The sequence below is a fragment of the Agrobacterium tumefaciens str. B6 genome, assembly GCF_001541315.1.
Classification (GTDB): Bacteria; Pseudomonadota; Alphaproteobacteria; order Rhizobiales; family Rhizobiaceae; genus Agrobacterium; species Agrobacterium radiobacter.
In genome coordinates this window covers 55174-68696 of record NZ_LMVK01000004.1, presented here as the reverse complement: position 1 = coordinate 68696, position 13523 = coordinate 55174, and the positions used below count along the sequence as shown (strand labels likewise).

Sequence of the window (13523 nt, the reverse complement as noted above, 5' to 3'; positions counted from 1 at the left end):
CTTGAGACAATCCGGACGTATCTGACGTTGCAGAAAAAATGGCGACCCCTGCAGGACTCGAACCTGCGACCTACTGCTTAGAAGGCAGTTGCTCTATCCAGTTGAGCTAAGGGGCCGTCATGCCGGGCAGGGATTGCGCCGGCCTGAAGTCGTCGTGTTTCAGTGCGTCCAGGGCTGGGTGCGGTTGAAACGGAAATTGTCGGTGTAGGAAACCACCTTGCGGGTCGCTTCCTTCGGCTGGATGACGCGGTATTCGATGCCCTTGCGCTGGGCATAGGCTTCGGCCTGTTCCTGCGTCTCGAATGTCAGCTTGAGTTGCTGCTTCATGTCGGAACTGGAGGTGTAGCCCATGATCGGATCGATCTTACGCGGAACTTCGGCGTCGAATTCCAGAACCCAGACATTGGTCTTCGCCTTGCCGGATTGCATGGCGGTTTTTGCAGGGCGGTAAATCTTCGCAGACATGTCGAAACTGCTCCGGTTGGACAGTGGGGCACAACACCCCGAATTATTCATCACGTACCTGAATAGAATAACCAAATCGTGTCAGGAACGTTGAATTTGAAATGGACTGACTTCGGGTGAGAGTCAAGACGATTATCCCCTCGCAGCCCGATCGCACTCCGCCGTTTCGGCGTCATGTTTTGCCCATCGGGGTTGCGGTTGAACAAAGATGAATTTCCCTGTTGCGGACTGCGGGTGAACCGTGTATTCCCCAGCCATCGCCTCGGCGGAGTGTAGCGCAGTCTGGTAGCGCATCTGGTTTGGGACCAGAGGGTCGGGAGTTCGAATCTCTCCACTCCGACCAGCGACATGTGATTGATATCATTGTCGCTTTTGGCTTTATGTCTTTCACCTTTAAAATCCATTTGTGAGATCGTTGTGGGTGTTGGCGTAGGCCATCAAGCCTTTCCGCCATCTATCACCCGCACTTTCCCAGAAGCTTTTGTCTTCGGAGCGAACAGTTTTCGCTTCGTGTGCTTCTGGAGCTTGGCGATGATTTCCTCTGTCGCCCGCATCGGCTCCTCAAGATAATCCGGGTCGAATTTTTCGTACCAGTCGGTTGTCTTTGAACCTTCCCCAACAGAATGCCCCAGCCATTTGGACCGCTGCTCCTTGGAGACAGGGAATGACGCACGGCGCATGTTCGTCGCCATGAAGTGCCGCAGCGTGTAGCAAGTCATCTCTGGCATCCCCAGCCCGACGCTCACGACTTCGCCGTCCTCACCAATCTCCGGCTTACCCAACTTGTTCAGGCGCTTTTCTACCGTGTCCTGGTATTGCCGGATCGGCTTATCATCTCCCCAATGCTGAAACCACGCCTGCAGGTTTGTCGTCATCCGTATGACCGGCCGGCGCTTCTTCGTCTGGCGCCTCCCGACCGGGTTCAAATCCAGTGTGCCAAACTCGAAATTGGCCTGCTTGGAGATATCGAGATCAAAGATGGCTTCGTTTCGCGCGCAGGTGTTGAGCATGATCATCACGAATCGGAAGTCGTCCTCCTCCTCGATCGCGTCAATCCATTTACCAAGATCGGGGTATGTCGGGATGTATTCGCGAGGCTTGGACACCTCACCGCCAATATGCTCCGCAATTTCCTCCTGATTGCAAAATATGGCGATTGGCGCTTCGAGCATTTGCATCTCGACCTCTTCGCCGGCAATATTGATCAGTTGCGGGACGGCGGCATAGTTCACGGCGGCGCGAACCGATATCATGTAGGTCATGATGGATTTCGCGCTCAAGCCTCCATCCGAGGCCATGTGAGCCCATATTCGGCGCTGGTTAAGGCGTGTGAGGTCAGCTACCTTGGGCGGGCCCATAAACGAACGGAAGGCGGCGTAGACGAGCGCTGAAGCCCGCCTGACCGCCGCCATCTGTTTATATCCTTTTGGCTCTGCGTAGTTGTCCTGATAGTGCTTCAGGACATCGAAGAGGAAGACCTCTCTTGGGTCTCGGCTCGACGGGAGCGGGGCGCCGAGGAGGGCAATGAGTTCTTCTTTTGCGGACTCGAGATCGAGCGCAGCCAAAGCTTTTCTCTTAACGCGTCTGCTTCCGTCATCGTACCAGTATCGGTAGAAGCCGTTTCTTCCGGGCTCGGTGCCGATCCACTGGTCCTTGTATTCCCACAGGCCCTTAGGTCCTCTGTCTCTCCGCATGACAATTCCTTATTGAGCGCGTCATTCAGATCCTCACGAGGATAGATGATCTTGCCCTCTTTTCCTTTGAAGAAGCGGACTTTGCCGTCGCGTCTCCATCTGTTCAAGATTTGGGCGCTCAGAAACGGGAACGTCTCAAGCGCTTGGTCGTGGGCAATCATCTGTTCAAGTGCTGCTCTACGGAAGTCTTCAGACATTTTCGTCCTCCATATCCACAGGTCTGGGCGATCCCTCGCTCCTTTCAAGCGCCGCTCGGCATCCCTGCATGAGATGGTGGCGCGATTTCTTTTCCCATTCGGCAAGGTCAGTTTGATATTGCTCCTCGACCCAAAGGCGAACGGTTCCGCTTCTCGTGGCGATGGGAGCATGCGGTCGGTCGATGTTGTGGCGCTCCACATATTCATCGAATTTTCCGCTCTCCAGCCACTCTTCGGGAACCTTGGAGGCTTTCAGCGCAGCCTCTCTGCGGTCCATAGCGTCCATCTGTCGGGCGCGGACGCACAGGTCCAATCCTTCGGCAAGAAGCTCTCGGCAGGTATCGCAATCCATCAGCTATCCTCCGATTTCATGGATCGAATAGAGGCGGCAACGCTCTCAAACCTGTAGCGCCTCATGCTGTTGTGCAGCCATTCGTGAGATACGGCGGCGACGATATTCGCCGCATCGTCCAACGCCGCGTTCCTCGCCGCATCTGCACGTCTAATTTGAAGCCGACGGCTTTCATCGGCCGCCGCGATCATCCCGACAAGTTCAGCCTCGCGGTCCCTTGCCTCCGTCTCGCGTTTCTCTGCTTCGGATAGGAGTTGGCGGAGGCGGTCGTTATCCTCTTGCAGCGATGCAATATGCGCCATGGCATCGTCTGGCCACTTCGGTTTCATCATGGATGTGGCTCTAACCTCGTCGGCAACCTGGCTTTTCCAGCTTCGTGTCACGTCTCAGCCCTCCTGCTTTGCGGGCGCTGCGGCGCGGTCTAGGCGTTCAATCTCCGCGACGATTTGAGCAGCGGCTTGGATCAACGCGGCTTTATAACCGGATATGTTATGCTGATCGCGGAAACTTCTGGCGACGCTGATGCGTGCCGCTGCTCCCCACGATGAATCAATAATCTCATAGGTGTTGTGTGCATCGTCATGGGAAGCGTCATAGCCCTTCGCGATCTGCCTTTTCCGCTCTTCCGCTATTGAGGCCATTACACCAGACGCCATGTCCTGCACCTGTGCGGAGAGGGCGGCGTAGAGCGGTTCGGTAGTGATCCGGTACTCCGGCGAATAATCTGCACCGGGACGCCCAAAAGGATGTTTTGCGCTGGTGTTAACCTCAACATCTGTCTGCCCGAGTTCCATATGAAGCGTGTGGCGATATGCAACAGGAGGCTCCGCAGCGGACAGGGCGGCTTTCTGGTGCAGGTCGCGTATAACCAAAATCGCGGCGGCAATATCTTGGCCAACAGTCGTGTGCCCATATTCCGCCAAATGATCTTCTAAACTCTGGATGATGACCGGTTCTTCACTCTGCATGGTGTTCGCCTCCTGTGCTGGCGAGGGCGGGAGTCCTGCAAATCGCATCGTTGACGAGAAGAACGACCTGATACTCAGTATCGCCTTCTTGGTATCGATCAGCGATGAAGCTGCCGCATTTGAAGAGTGTTTCGCGCAGGCGAGTTTCCTCTTCCCTAAACATTGTGATCTGGGCTGACTGTCGTTCGACTTGGCCCCGGTACATGTCGCGGTTGCGTGCCGTGCGGTCCCGGTCCTGCCTCAGTTCCTCGTTCTCGCGCTGCAAGCTTTCGAGGGTGGAAAGGAGTTCCGGCAGCTTGTTGACGGCCAAGGCCATATAGCCGCCAAGCTTGTCCTGCTTGTCGCCGCATCCAATGACGGTGAAGAACGTACCGTCGTAATCGTCGTTGACTGGCGCGATGATCGAATTGTACTCGTCGCCGTCCGGTGTAAACTCCACCTTCAGCGGACCTATTTCTTCAATCGCCTTCTTGATCTCTTCCAATGCGGTCATGGCTTTCTCCTCGCGCCACATTCGTTGCATTCGAGGTATCGATCAGCTAGCGCCTCGTTGGCGCCTAAGCTCATAACGCCCCAGAAAACCCTAGAGATGATGCCTTCCCCGGTTTCGCCCAGCACATTGACGCGGATTTTCGAGTGATCCGTTTGTCAGTCGCATCGCCGGCAATATCTGGTGGTCATGGCGTATCCTCGCGATAGAACGTGACGGGCCGGTAGACGACGGCCTTCTTGGGCTTTTCGGATTTGGGGAAGCCGGGCGATTTGATCTTGGCCGCCGGCCGGATGACACCAGACGCCTTGTCGCGCTGTCGGTTCGACTTCGCGATCTGCTTCACGTCGTTGCGGGTTTTAAACTTGTGACACTGGACGCAAATCGCAAGGCAGTTTTCCAGGCTGTTATCTCCGCCCAGAGCATCCGGCACAGCGTGATCGTACTGGACGCCGAGGGATAGGCTGCAATTGCAACGCTGGCCTTCCTCGAAGCCGTAGCGGGTTCCTGCGGCCTCACAGCGAATGCCGGAACGCTGCAATGCTTCCTGCTTGGTCTTGCGGGTGAACTCGGTACGGCTCATGACGCCACCTGCAAGGCAACAGCCATCACGAAAAAGATTGCCGTTAAGCTGGCGACAAACCTGCCGTGAAACTTGCTGACTTGGCCGCGCTTATCCATTTCGGCCATCGTGCCAAACATCGCAGCGAAGCAGAGAGAAACGGCATACAGGGCGACTGAAATAGCAGTGATCATCACCTCTGCCCTCCCAGCGCGCGTGTCATCATGTCCCGCTTGCGGCGTTCCAGATCGCGGACACGTCCAGTCTTGCTGCGGGATTGCTTTGCCTGTCGGATCTCGGCGTCGATCTCGGTTTGCCAGTTGTATTCCCGAGCAAGCTTCTGTCTCGACTTCCAAGCGAGCCAGTGGTGGATGGCGCGGCGGATTAAGCGGTTCATGCTGCACCTGCCTTCGCCTCAAGGGTGCGGAAAAGTGCGATCAGCAAAGCTGTATTGATCCTGTTGCAAGGGTCCGAGCCGTGGAAAGAGTTTTCCACATCGTGGAGCGTGACGCGTGCGACCCCATAGAGATTAGTTATCTCAAGCTCCGAACCGGGTAGAATCTTCTCGATGAGAGCGATGGCTGCGTCTATGGAAGCGGTATACGGCACGGGATAGCGCGTCCATGTCTCCACGCCGCCATGGCTGTCTTCAAGCCATTCGCGCCCTCGCTGCGTCGAACGATATTTCGTCCCAACGATATGCTCTGCTATATCGCGATCAATTCCACGATCTGGCCCCGTTACCTTTTCAAGCCGCTCAATGAGATCTGCGTACTTCGTCAGGTCAGCCATCGACGCCTCCCAGATCAGAAGCCTTCCAGTCCAGAACCTCGGCGTGGAACTCGGCGGCCGACTCCAAGCTGACATTACCGAGCGCAATCGCCCGGATCGACTGGCTGATGGACTTCGCCTTGGCCTTTCCGGCTTCGGACAGAGTTTTCATCTCGCCCTCGGACCAGCCCTTCTCGACGTCCTTCCAGACCTCGGTCTTTGCCGTTGCTGCCATCGGCAGCATTTCAGCGGCAAACCGGATCAGGATATCGCGCTCTGGATCGGTAGAGGCCGGAGCGTCGGAGGGGGATTCCGCTCCGGCCTCATCTACTGGCGTATTGCCAGCGTTATCCGACGACGAGGCAGGGGTTTCATCGTCGGAATTGGTGTTGGGCAGTATCTCGCCCGTGAGAGCGTCAGAGCGCTCATCAGCGGCAGGTGATGCGGTGAACCCTTCGCGCTCGTCATTGGCTTGCTGTGTGGCGCTGTTTGACTGTGCGAGACGTGCGGATAGCGATGCTTTCGGCGTCACGTCGCGGGCGTTGTCAGGGCCTCGGAACTCTTCCACTTCGTCACGGTCATAGACGCCAAGGATGACTTCAGGTGTATGGCGTCGGCCCCACGAGCGGCCTGTATAATAGCAGTGCTGCTGATCCGGGTCGGATTTCCAGAGAGGGGAGTTCTTCGGAGTAATGTCCTTGAACTTTGGCGAGCGGACTTCCAATACTTTGCCGTCAAGCTTGCCGGATGCGATGCAGACCCTATCGCCACCTTCGCCTTCGAATGAGTATTCGAGACGGCCTTCGATCCCGGAGCGGGTATTGATCACAGCGATGATGAGCTGGGCTTCGTAAGCGATCGTGCCGTTGACTGAATAGGACTTCGAAGCCACTGCAAACGGGTTCATTTGCCAGTCAAGAGCTTGAAGCGAAACGGCCATGCAAGCCCCGGCATTGCCGCGCAGATGCTTCGGCAAGGCGATATCGGCACGGCACATGACCTCCGCAAACTTCACGACTTCACCCAGGTTCTGGGGAGCGATCTTGGCGCCATTCGATCCGGTGGACATGCCGACCTGATCCATCGGCAAACGTTCTGTGTTGGTTGCAAGCTGGTTCATTTCCAGTCCTCTTCTCGGATAGATTTTGCGCGCCATGCGCGGCGAATGCCGTCAAGTTCTTGGCTGCAGGCGTTCCACGCGTACCAAGGCGCTTTTTTCACGTCGCCCCAGAACTCGGCTACGAAGGTCCAGATCAGGACCGGAGGCGCGATGAGTATGATGACAAGACGAACCAACATTACGCGGCCTCCTGCTCATCTGACGGAGGAGGAACGTCGCCCTCGATGCCGTTCAGGAATCTGGTGATTTTGCTCTTGTGGTAAGGGAGCATCGTGATCTTGCGCTCGCCGCCTTGGAACGGCTCACGACCGGGCCAATGACCGTCATCAAGGCATTTGCGGATCGTGCGCAGCGCCCAGCGGATCATCGCCTCGCCGTGGTCAAGCTCGCTCGGTATTTCCTCGCCGCCGGGGAGAAGGATCGACTGATCGTTCATTTCGACGTGGGCGGTGTCTGGAATGTCGTCGTTCAGGACATAGACGAGCACGAAGGTTTCGAACGGGATTTTCAGGAGCCGGCAGACCATGCGCGTCATTGCCGCCTGCAGGTAATAGCCCGCGTCGAATATCTGGCGCTGCATGAAGTCTTCATCCAGACTGCCGATCGTTTTCAGGTCGGCAAAGACGCCATCGGCGTTAGGCATCGCGTCTGGGCGAACCTTGAGCCATATACCCGTCTCCGGGTCTTTCGCAGCCAGTGTGCGCTCTACGCGGCCATTGAGGATGCCCTGCTGCACAAGCGGGTAGGTGGAGGCGTCGGCGCGGATGCGCTTGATAGTTTCCATCTGCTTGTCGGTCAGGACCATCAGCCCTTCCTTCTTTTGCAGATCGAGATATTGCTTGCACCATGTGGCATTGCCGTTCCATGGCTTTTCCTTCCCGTCCTTGTCTGGATAGGTCGCCGGGCGAACGATAAAATTCTCTTCAAACACCTCATCGCCCAGAAGCAGGCAGTGCGCGGCCTTGCCAAAGATCAGCGCCTCAGTCGGGTCTTTCGGGTCAATTCGGTCTTTGTTCCAGTTCCACCGGCCCCAGAACTGCTTCGGGCTGCCGCCGTGGACCGGCAGAATTTCCTTGATGATCGACTTCGAAACAGCTGGGCCGTCGAACAGATCGCGGTCGTGGTGATAACGCTCGATCGGAACATTCCGGTATGCACCAGGCTGATAGATAACGCCGCCGTCATACTGCACTTCGCCCTTCACCGGCTTGACGCGCTTGAGTATCGCATCAATCGGGCTGGTGATGTGCTCAAACTGGTCTTTGTCGATTATCTTTTCCATGCGACATCGATCTCCTGATTTGCCTTCGCCATCTTCCGATCTGCGGGCATGCCGAAGTGCAGAAACGAGGCTGAAATGATCCCGAGGGTTAGAAGCCCTGTGATGAGGCGGTTCACGTCTCTGCGAAACTCTCTGGTCGACTGGTCGATCTGCTTTTCGCAATTGCGGAGCCGGATGATGATCTCGGTCGGGTCATCCGATTCTTGTGTGTTGGTGGTGGAGAAAGGGGGCATCACGCACCAGCCTTTCGGGCGGCGATCATGGCGTCGGCGACCTGATATGCCCATTCGCCTATTTTATCAGGGGAGTTCTCGTGTGCCGTGTACGGGTTTGCCAGTGCCTGACCGGCGAACCAGTCACGAAGGCTCATGCCGGGGTGATGAACTTCGGCAAAAGTCGGTGCGTCGTCGTCGGTTGGCCCGTAATCGGAAAGGTTCCCAACCTGCTCGGCTATGGCACCCGGAAAGGCCAATCCGCCATCATCGATTTTGCTACCTGCTGATGCGGCGGCTTCGAAAACTCTTGCAGCGGTTTCGACGTACCCCTTAAACCTAGACGGGTCAGGGCAGACGCCGCGACCATCAACCTCTTCTTGAGAGATGACGTCGCAGGCACGTTTGATAAGCGTTTCGCTGATTTTCATTGTTCCTGCCCTTTAATGCGCGGGTACTCGTTACACAGCCCGCTGGTGGGTTTAGTTGGTGGGGTGCGTGTGAGATTGAGATGCGCGGAGACGGTCATTCTCTGCGCAAGCCTCTAGATAGGACGATGTTAGATTCTCAATCCTGCTGACTGCGCTTCGTATCGTGTCTTGAAGCCCCATCATTCCGCTCTCAATAACGAACTTGGAGAGACGCCCATTAAGGTCAGCGACGATTGCCTTGGATGCATCTCGGCATAATTCTTCAGGCTCTGGAGGGAACGCCTGAGTATCATCATCGCTGTGGAGAGACACGCAAAGCGACTGCATAAGGCAGCCAGTTTGCTCTTGATATCGCTTGGCTTCCTTGCCGTCGTGATAGAGAATCCAACCGTCAGCAAAGTCTTTGCAGCGGTACGCGACAGGGCTAGAAAGTTGTCCGTTAAGGTAACGTAACGCCGCGTTCCATCCTTCCCGAGCCGCATTCGTTTCTGCATTCAGAAACAGGTAATGCAGTGGGTGGCAGCTCATATCGTGACGTTTTCCCTCCGCCCAAGATTCGAATGCTCTTTGCTCTTCGCTCATCTTACTCTCCCGTTGGGGTGTGAGGGGTGGAGAGGGAGGCGTCGACAGCGTTATAAGCAACCGTTTCGATGGCGTCGTCGTAACCCATGTCGTGGCATTCTTTAGCTGAAAGCGTAATGCCAACGCCGCGCTGCATTGCCCAAAGGATACGAACATACGGATTTGATGGTCGCGGCCCTTTGCCTTCCAAGCTTGCCTTGCTGTTGCTCATTCTTCCCATTCCTTGTTTGAAGCCTTGGATTGCGGGGCTATTCGGTGGCTTTGGAGGCATCGACAGCTACCGACAGAGGCCGGTGGAATTGGTCGATCAGCGATTTCAGGATGTCTTCGGCGTGTTCTGGAGATGCCCATTCCGCAAAACCAAGAACATCACGTATCTGCTGGCCCAATTCGATAAGTTGGGGGCCGGTCGAGGACTTTGCAGGACGCGTCCAAGCCGCATCAAAATCAGCCATTGCCCCCGCAGGGGTTGATCCCGTACCGACGACGCCAGTAGGCAAATCTCCGTAGATCGCCAGCCACGCATTGCCGTCCTGAATGAGCGCCGGACGCATAAGGACGTGCGGCAGCTGGCGCTTAATTTCAGCCTGAAAAGCTGCCTCTGCTGCGTTCCACTGACCGTTCAGAACGGCTTGCTCGCTTGCGTAGCTCACAGCGATGCTCCCTGAACACGAAGGCCCTGAACGGCATGAGAGAGCGTCGAAGCGGAAGGACGACGGGCGCTGTAGACGACCGGAGCCGGTTTCCCGTTCTCGGCCTCGACCAAGTCAAGGAACACGCTATCGACGCAGCCGTTCTTGCCCGTGACGTCGATATACTCGTCGCTGATGTAAGCGCCGTCACCGCCAAGCTCATAAGCAAGAGCCTCGAAGCTGGCGAAGCAGTCCACCATGAGAGCGCGATACGCTTCACGGTTCGTCTCTGCCGATGCCTGCTGCCTCATCGTGCCGGATGCTCGATCTGCTGCGGCTTTCAAGGCATTCAGGTGATCCTCGATTGAATGTGCCATTTGCTCATCCTCAGTGGTTGAGATCGAATTGGAGATCCGCCTAGAGACGGATGCCGAATGCGATCAGTCCCATTCGAAATAGACGTCGGTTTTGATGCAGAAACTTGGAGCATCGACATTCTTGAACCCGCGCCGCTCAAGCTCAGAAACAATCGAGTGGCGGAAGCTGTCATCGTGGTAGATGCGCAAATACGCGCCGTTGCCTTGTTTGTTATTGCGGACGGCATACGCGATCCGGTCATCAAGCTCGTCTTCATTGCCTTTGCGAGCGTCGTCGGCTGTGAACATTAGGCCAGCCCCATTTCCTGACGAGCACAGGCGGCCAGGAAGTGCGCTTGACGCTGGTATTCGCGGGCGTCTTCGACACGTTCCTTATGCTCTTCCCAAGGCATAGACCGGTCCAACATCTCCAAGCACAGAAGAGCGAAGTTCGCGGCCTCTTTCGCCTTGCGCTGAAGCAATTTGACTTTTTCGATGTTCATCGTCGTCATCTCCGGTTCTTGTGGTGGCAGCGAGATCGGCGGGGGCTTCTTCGTCGCTGCTGATGGAGAGAGTTATAGCGGTAAAAAAACCGATGCGCAATAGACGGCGGTAAAAAAACCGATTAAAGATACCGCATGCTGAAAACAAACGACGATGGCCAATCGGCCGCAGCCTTCTATGACAAGCGGCGAAAGTGGCTCGATTTCATCTGTGAGATGGACGCGCTATCGGATCGCGCCTTCCGCGTCGGCTACTGGCTGGCGAAGCGCATGAACGGCGACGACCAGTCTTGCTGGTACGGGGTCAAGGAAATCGCGAAACGGCTCTCCATGTCCGAGGACAAGGTTTTGCGGGCTGTCGCTGAGCTTGAAGGTGAGGGCGTCCTGATCGTGGTTAGGGAACACCGGAAGTCGAACGTCTATTACATCCGGCTGCCGTTCGAATAATCCATTGGGTCGCAAATCTGCGGGTCAATTGGGTCGCAAATCTGCGGGTCCAATCTATAAAGCTGAATTTCTAAAGGGTTATTTGTTTATAAGGTTCTTGCTCTGAGGGGAGTAATAGGAAGGGTGGAGAGAGGGAAATCTCTTCCATTTCCGGAGCAAAAAGAAACCCGCCGGAGCGGGTCTCAATTATTGGGCTGTCACGGCTTGTAAGGGGCCGGCGTCTCTCCGCTTCCCATCATCCGATCGTTCAGTCCGCGAATGATCGCATCCATTTTTGCATTCATATCCCGATTGCTCTCGGCCAAATTGTCGATCTTAGGCTGGAGACGATCAGAAGCGGTTTGCACAGCTCTTTCGGAGACCTGCTGAGCGTCCATTCCGATACCAAACATTTGTCCGCTCAAAGCGAAAAGAGCCAACACAACGGTAATCATCACGCCTGTAAAAGCTCCCATGGTGCCGATCATAGTGATTGTACTCGGCATATGCGAAAGATCAGTGCGCATTGCTTTGAGTTCGCCCATCATCTCAGCGAACTTGGCGTCTGTCCTTGCTTCAGCAGCAGCTATCTTTGCGTCGACAATATCCATGTTATCAAATGTGCCACCGCCACCCCCTTGTTGCAAGGGCGGAGATATCTGACCGGCATCCCCATGTAGATTGTGGATCTCAGCCGCCATTCTGTGGCCCCCCTAGCCCAAATAAGCCACCTAATTGGGGCTGTTGCATCCTCGCTCTTCTCTGCCACCACTGATCTATCGAGAACATGGAATAGAGGTCGATATGTCCGCAGTGAGTGCACAGTACACGAACGCATGGAATGTGGCGGCTCTGGCTCATGTTCACCAAGCCCTCAGAAGTGGAGGTGTACGAACTCGACCGCGGAATAAAACCTTCGTCTCCAACGTCAACATACGGCATTTTTGGGAGAGTGTTGCACTTCATGCAAACGTAAGTCAGCCCGGTATCCATCGCAAACTCATAGAAAACCTGGGGCGTTAGCCAAGGGTATGGATGGTTACTCACTGCTTGTTCACCTCGTCCTTTTTCATCCGCTCAATCTCCTCTGCGCCAAGCGCTGCCTCAAGTACCGCATCTACCTCCGGCAAGAAGCTCTCCCACATTGGCCGTCCATCGAACTTTGTGTTCTCTGGCACGTCACTGAGCCGGCACAGAGCGCGGGCGGCGCGTTCCCGGGGAGGCTGCGGGTTCTTCATGCCCGCGCTCCACGCCGAATCAAAAACGACTCGACTCTTGAATTAGAACCTGCTTTCTTACCGTGAACGAAATGAGAACAAACGGGAGAAAGAAGATGGCTCAGAAAGCGGTAAACCAGTTCATCGTAGTGCCGCCTGATGATCGCATGGAAGGCGTTGCCCAGAACAAGGAGCTGTTCACGGCTCACCTCAATGAAAGCTTTCCGGCATATGAGTTCCTGCTTCACAAGGAATCTCCGTTCGAGAGTGACGACTTCCAGATCATTCCGATTGCTGGCGTGGCCGGCGATGAAGCAAGCCCCGGTGAGATGAGAAAGATGCCAGAACGCTGGGTTCTGGATGACATCATGCAGGTTTGCCGAAGGTTTGACGTCTCGAATACCAAGCGCCGGCTCTCCTGATTATTTTCGCGCTATGTGGCCCACAATACGGCCGATGATGGTCAAGCGCTCAAGCTCGACCGTAAAGCGCTCAAGGTTCGGATTGTCAGAGATGATACGGACCTCTACCGGATCGCTGAAAGGCACGCGCTGAAGCCGCTTGATCTGCGGCTCGCTTTGACCGTCGCTGATTGCGTAAACCGTGTCTGTTGACATGGTGTTTTGCGACAAATCCACGAGCACTCGATCGCCTGGCATATAACTAGGCTGCATGGAGTCCCCGATAACCTCCATCACCAACGTATGATTTGGAGAGGCCTTTGCCTCGTTTCGGAGATACTGAAGGGGGATCAGCCATTCAGCGATGACCGGGTGACCACTCACTGAGCCGCCGCCAACCGGCAAATTTATCGTTTGGCCCACAACGCCGGATCCAGCACCAAGCTTTGTGTCCACCTCGGGAAGTGCGCCATCTACGGCCGGCACCCAATGCTCTCTGCTGTAGCTGGCGGAATCTGCATCATCAAAATTATCTTCCGCGTCGGGATCGAAAGAAGACACCAGTCTTGTACCATGTCGTGCGCCGCCGATACTCACCGCGCTACCGATCGCTTCTGCTATAGCCTGAAGAGTTCGGGTCGAGGCGCCGGGAGTTTTCCCAGCCGCAACAGCTCTCTTCCAGTTCCTGATCGTGTCAGGGCTTCCGGTGGCGCGGCGAGATAGTTGCGCAGGCTTCTCGCCAGTCGCAGCCTCATGTTCATCAATCATTCGCAGCACATCGAGCAAATCAAGCATTCGGTTAAATTACCGATAGGACGGATTTAAGCGAGCGGTAAAAAAACCGTTGACATGAGCGGTTAAA

At 55.7% G+C, this 13523-nt stretch carries 25 protein-coding genes and 2 tRNA genes; 3 read left to right on the top strand and 24 right to left on the bottom strand.

Going from position 1 to position 13523, the window contains the following annotated elements; translation table 11 throughout:
* Positions 1-39 precede the first annotated feature (39 nt).
* Both ASB65_RS05345 and ASB65_RS05340 read right to left on the bottom strand, forming a co-directional pair.
* Positions 40-116, bottom strand: a tRNA-Arg gene (locus tag ASB65_RS05345).
* A 43-nt stretch (positions 117-159) separates the two neighbouring features.
* Positions 160-465 (bottom strand): ETC complex I subunit, encoded by a 306-nt coding sequence (locus tag ASB65_RS05340; RefSeq protein WP_003507982.1) that lies wholly within the window; start codon positions 463-465, stop codon positions 160-162.
* A 266-nt stretch (positions 466-731) separates the two neighbouring features.
* Between ASB65_RS05340 and ASB65_RS05335 the strand changes: the two genes are divergently transcribed.
* Positions 732-808, top strand: a tRNA-Pro gene (locus ASB65_RS05335).
* Between the two features lie 94 nt (positions 809-902).
* On the opposite strand, the gene ASB65_RS05330 is transcribed toward ASB65_RS05335, so the two are convergent.
* The 19 genes from ASB65_RS05330 to ASB65_RS05240 form a co-directional block, all read right to left on the bottom strand.
* Entirely contained in the window at positions 903-2030 is a 1128-nt protein-coding gene (locus ASB65_RS05330) for a hypothetical protein (RefSeq protein WP_139786513.1), read from the bottom strand.
* Positions 2031-2348: 318 nt separating this feature from the next.
* On the bottom strand, positions 2349-2708 hold the full coding sequence (locus ASB65_RS05325) for a hypothetical protein (protein ID WP_060723253.1): 360 nt from the start codon (positions 2706-2708) through the stop codon (positions 2349-2351).
* Positions 2708-3040, bottom strand: a complete 333-nt coding sequence (locus ASB65_RS05320) for a hypothetical protein (protein WP_060723252.1) — start codon at positions 3038-3040, stop codon at positions 2708-2710. The genes ASB65_RS05325 and ASB65_RS05320 overlap by 1 nt, the downstream gene beginning before the upstream one ends.
* 54 nt (positions 3041-3094) lie before the next feature.
* A complete protein-coding gene (locus ASB65_RS05315) occupies positions 3095-3676 on the bottom strand; it encodes a hypothetical protein (RefSeq protein ID WP_060723251.1) in 582 nt (193 codons plus the stop codon).
* On the bottom strand, positions 3666-4169 hold the full coding sequence (locus ASB65_RS05310) for a hypothetical protein (RefSeq protein ID WP_060723250.1): 504 nt from the start codon (positions 4167-4169) through the stop codon (positions 3666-3668). Before ASB65_RS05310 ends, ASB65_RS05315 begins: the two co-directional genes overlap by 11 nt.
* Before the next feature lie 184 nt (positions 4170-4353).
* A complete protein-coding gene (locus ASB65_RS05305; protein WP_060723249.1) occupies positions 4354-4749 on the bottom strand; it encodes an HNH endonuclease in 396 nt (131 codons plus the stop codon).
* The gene (locus ASB65_RS28050) at positions 4746-4922 is read right to left on the bottom strand and encodes a hypothetical protein (protein WP_153464074.1); all 177 of its coding nucleotides are present in this window, start codon (positions 4920-4922) and stop codon (positions 4746-4748) included. Before ASB65_RS28050 ends, ASB65_RS05305 begins: the two co-directional genes overlap by 4 nt.
* Complete coding sequence (locus ASB65_RS05300) at positions 4922-5125, bottom strand: hypothetical protein (protein WP_060723248.1); 204 nt, start codon at positions 5123-5125, stop codon at positions 4922-4924. Before ASB65_RS05300 ends, ASB65_RS28050 begins: the two co-directional genes overlap by 1 nt.
* Positions 5122-5520 (bottom strand): hypothetical protein, encoded by a 399-nt coding sequence (locus ASB65_RS05295; protein WP_060723247.1) that lies wholly within the window; start codon positions 5518-5520, stop codon positions 5122-5124. Before ASB65_RS05295 ends, ASB65_RS05300 begins: the two co-directional genes overlap by 4 nt.
* Positions 5513-6619: a hypothetical protein gene (locus ASB65_RS05290; protein WP_060723246.1), complete on the bottom strand. Its 1107-nt coding sequence runs from the start codon at positions 6617-6619 to the stop codon at positions 5513-5515. The genes ASB65_RS05295 and ASB65_RS05290 overlap by 8 nt, the downstream gene beginning before the upstream one ends.
* On the bottom strand, positions 6616-6798 hold the full coding sequence (locus ASB65_RS05285) for a hypothetical protein (RefSeq protein WP_060723245.1): 183 nt from the start codon (positions 6796-6798) through the stop codon (positions 6616-6618). Before ASB65_RS05285 ends, ASB65_RS05290 begins: the two co-directional genes overlap by 4 nt.
* Positions 6798-8063 carry a PD-(D/E)XK nuclease-like domain-containing protein gene (locus ASB65_RS05280; protein ID WP_139786512.1) on the bottom strand — a complete coding sequence of 422 codons (1266 nt, stop codon included), beginning with the start codon at positions 8061-8063 and terminating at the stop codon, positions 6798-6800. The genes ASB65_RS05285 and ASB65_RS05280 overlap by 1 nt, the downstream gene beginning before the upstream one ends.
* A gap of 70 nt (positions 8064-8133) precedes the next feature.
* On the bottom strand, positions 8134-8544 hold the full coding sequence (locus tag ASB65_RS05270; RefSeq protein WP_060723242.1) for a hypothetical protein: 411 nt from the start codon (positions 8542-8544) through the stop codon (positions 8134-8136).
* 51 nt (positions 8545-8595) lie between these two features.
* Positions 8596-9126, bottom strand: coding sequence for a hypothetical protein (locus ASB65_RS05265; RefSeq protein ID WP_060723241.1), 531 nt, complete (start codon positions 9124-9126; stop codon positions 8596-8598).
* 1 nt (position 9127) lies between these two features.
* On the bottom strand, positions 9128-9337 hold the full coding sequence (locus ASB65_RS05260; RefSeq protein ID WP_060723240.1) for a hypothetical protein: 210 nt from the start codon (positions 9335-9337) through the stop codon (positions 9128-9130).
* A 37-nt stretch (positions 9338-9374) separates the two neighbouring features.
* Positions 9375-9779: a hypothetical protein gene (locus tag ASB65_RS05255; RefSeq protein WP_060723239.1), complete on the bottom strand. Its 405-nt coding sequence runs from the start codon at positions 9777-9779 to the stop codon at positions 9375-9377.
* On the bottom strand, positions 9776-10135 hold the full coding sequence (locus tag ASB65_RS05250; RefSeq protein ID WP_060723238.1) for a hypothetical protein: 360 nt from the start codon (positions 10133-10135) through the stop codon (positions 9776-9778). The genes ASB65_RS05255 and ASB65_RS05250 overlap by 4 nt, the downstream gene beginning before the upstream one ends.
* Before the next feature lie 63 nt (positions 10136-10198).
* Positions 10199-10423, bottom strand: a complete 225-nt coding sequence (locus tag ASB65_RS05245) for a hypothetical protein (protein WP_060723237.1) — start codon at positions 10421-10423, stop codon at positions 10199-10201.
* Positions 10423-10617, bottom strand: a complete 195-nt coding sequence (locus ASB65_RS05240) for a hypothetical protein (RefSeq protein ID WP_060723236.1) — start codon at positions 10615-10617, stop codon at positions 10423-10425. Before ASB65_RS05240 ends, ASB65_RS05245 begins: the two co-directional genes overlap by 1 nt.
* A 135-nt stretch (positions 10618-10752) precedes the next feature.
* Between ASB65_RS05240 and ASB65_RS05235 the strand changes: the two genes are divergently transcribed.
* The gene (locus ASB65_RS05235) at positions 10753-11064 is read left to right on the top strand and encodes a helix-turn-helix domain-containing protein (RefSeq protein WP_060723235.1); all 312 of its coding nucleotides are present in this window, start codon (positions 10753-10755) and stop codon (positions 11062-11064) included.
* A gap of 197 nt (positions 11065-11261) precedes the next feature.
* Here ASB65_RS05235 and ASB65_RS05230 read toward each other — a convergent pair whose 3' ends face one another.
* Together ASB65_RS05230 and ASB65_RS05225 are read right to left on the bottom strand one after the other, a co-directional pair.
* On the bottom strand, positions 11262-11744 hold the full coding sequence (locus ASB65_RS05230) for a hypothetical protein (protein WP_060723234.1): 483 nt from the start codon (positions 11742-11744) through the stop codon (positions 11262-11264).
* Positions 11745-12086: 342 nt separating this feature from the next.
* Entirely contained in the window at positions 12087-12281 is a 195-nt protein-coding gene (locus ASB65_RS05225) for a hypothetical protein (RefSeq protein ID WP_060723233.1), read from the bottom strand.
* A 95-nt stretch (positions 12282-12376) separates the two neighbouring features.
* Between ASB65_RS05225 and ASB65_RS05220 the strand changes: the two genes are divergently transcribed.
* The gene (locus ASB65_RS05220) at positions 12377-12682 is read left to right on the top strand and encodes a hypothetical protein (protein ID WP_060723232.1); all 306 of its coding nucleotides are present in this window, start codon (positions 12377-12379) and stop codon (positions 12680-12682) included.
* Here the strand turns inward: ASB65_RS05220 and ASB65_RS05215 are convergent, their stop codons facing one another.
* Positions 12683-13456 (bottom strand): S24 family peptidase, encoded by a 774-nt coding sequence (locus tag ASB65_RS05215; protein ID WP_080868443.1) that lies wholly within the window; start codon positions 13454-13456, stop codon positions 12683-12685. It lies immediately after the preceding gene.
* Between the last annotated feature and the right edge of the window lie 67 nt (positions 13457-13523).

Bases quoted from the DNA above. Each gene is read 5' to 3' on its own strand.
- ASB65_RS05225 (WP_060723233.1), bottom strand. From the start codon at position 12,281: ATGAAGAACCCGCAGCCTCCCCGGGAACGCGCCGCCCGCGCTCTGTGC.
- ASB65_RS05300 (WP_060723248.1), bottom strand. From the start codon at position 5,125: ATGAACCGCTTAATCCGCCGCGCCATCCACCACTGGCTCGCTTGGAAG.
- ASB65_RS05325 (WP_060723253.1), bottom strand. From the start codon at position 2,708: ATGGATTGCGATACCTGCCGAGAGCTTCTTGCCGAAGGATTGGACCTG.
- ASB65_RS28050 (WP_153464074.1), bottom strand. From the start codon at position 4,922: ATGATCACTGCTATTTCAGTCGCCCTGTATGCCGTTTCTCTCTGCTTC.
- ASB65_RS05290 (WP_060723246.1), bottom strand. From the start codon at position 6,619: ATGAACCAGCTTGCAACCAACACAGAACGTTTGCCGATGGATCAGGTC.
- ASB65_RS05245 (WP_060723237.1), bottom strand. From the start codon at position 10,423: ATGTTCACAGCCGACGACGCTCGCAAAGGCAATGAAGACGAGCTTGAT.
- ASB65_RS05270 (WP_060723242.1), bottom strand. From the start codon at position 8,544: ATGAAAATCAGCGAAACGCTTATCAAACGTGCCTGCGACGTCATCTCT.
- ASB65_RS05235 (WP_060723235.1), top strand. From the start codon at position 10,753: ATGCTGAAAACAAACGACGATGGCCAATCGGCCGCAGCCTTCTATGAC.
- ASB65_RS05240 (WP_060723236.1), bottom strand. From the start codon at position 10,617: ATGAACATCGAAAAAGTCAAATTGCTTCAGCGCAAGGCGAAAGAGGCC.
- ASB65_RS05230 (WP_060723234.1), bottom strand. From the start codon at position 11,744: ATGGCGGCTGAGATCCACAATCTACATGGGGATGCCGGTCAGATATCT.
- ASB65_RS05260 (WP_060723240.1), bottom strand. From the start codon at position 9,337: ATGAGCAACAGCAAGGCAAGCTTGGAAGGCAAAGGGCCGCGACCATCA.
- ASB65_RS05215 (WP_080868443.1), bottom strand. From the start codon at position 13,456: ATGCTTGATTTGCTCGATGTGCTGCGAATGATTGATGAACATGAGGCT.
- ASB65_RS05250 (WP_060723238.1), bottom strand. From the start codon at position 10,135: ATGGCACATTCAATCGAGGATCACCTGAATGCCTTGAAAGCCGCAGCA.
- ASB65_RS05315 (WP_060723251.1), bottom strand. From the start codon at position 3,676: ATGCAGAGTGAAGAACCGGTCATCATCCAGAGTTTAGAAGATCATTTG.
- ASB65_RS05310 (WP_060723250.1), bottom strand. From the start codon at position 4,169: ATGACCGCATTGGAAGAGATCAAGAAGGCGATTGAAGAAATAGGTCCG.
- ASB65_RS05320 (WP_060723252.1), bottom strand. From the start codon at position 3,040: ATGATGAAACCGAAGTGGCCAGACGATGCCATGGCGCATATTGCATCG.
- ASB65_RS05340 (WP_003507982.1), bottom strand. From the start codon at position 465: ATGTCTGCGAAGATTTACCGCCCTGCAAAAACCGCCATGCAATCCGGC.
- ASB65_RS05220 (WP_060723232.1), top strand. From the start codon at position 12,377: ATGGCTCAGAAAGCGGTAAACCAGTTCATCGTAGTGCCGCCTGATGAT.
- ASB65_RS05265 (WP_060723241.1), bottom strand. From the start codon at position 9,126: ATGAGCGAAGAGCAAAGAGCATTCGAATCTTGGGCGGAGGGAAAACGT.
- ASB65_RS05285 (WP_060723245.1), bottom strand. From the start codon at position 6,798: ATGTTGGTTCGTCTTGTCATCATACTCATCGCGCCTCCGGTCCTGATC.
- ASB65_RS05295 (WP_060723247.1), bottom strand. From the start codon at position 5,520: ATGGCTGACCTGACGAAGTACGCAGATCTCATTGAGCGGCTTGAAAAG.
- ASB65_RS05305 (WP_060723249.1), bottom strand. From the start codon at position 4,749: ATGAGCCGTACCGAGTTCACCCGCAAGACCAAGCAGGAAGCATTGCAG.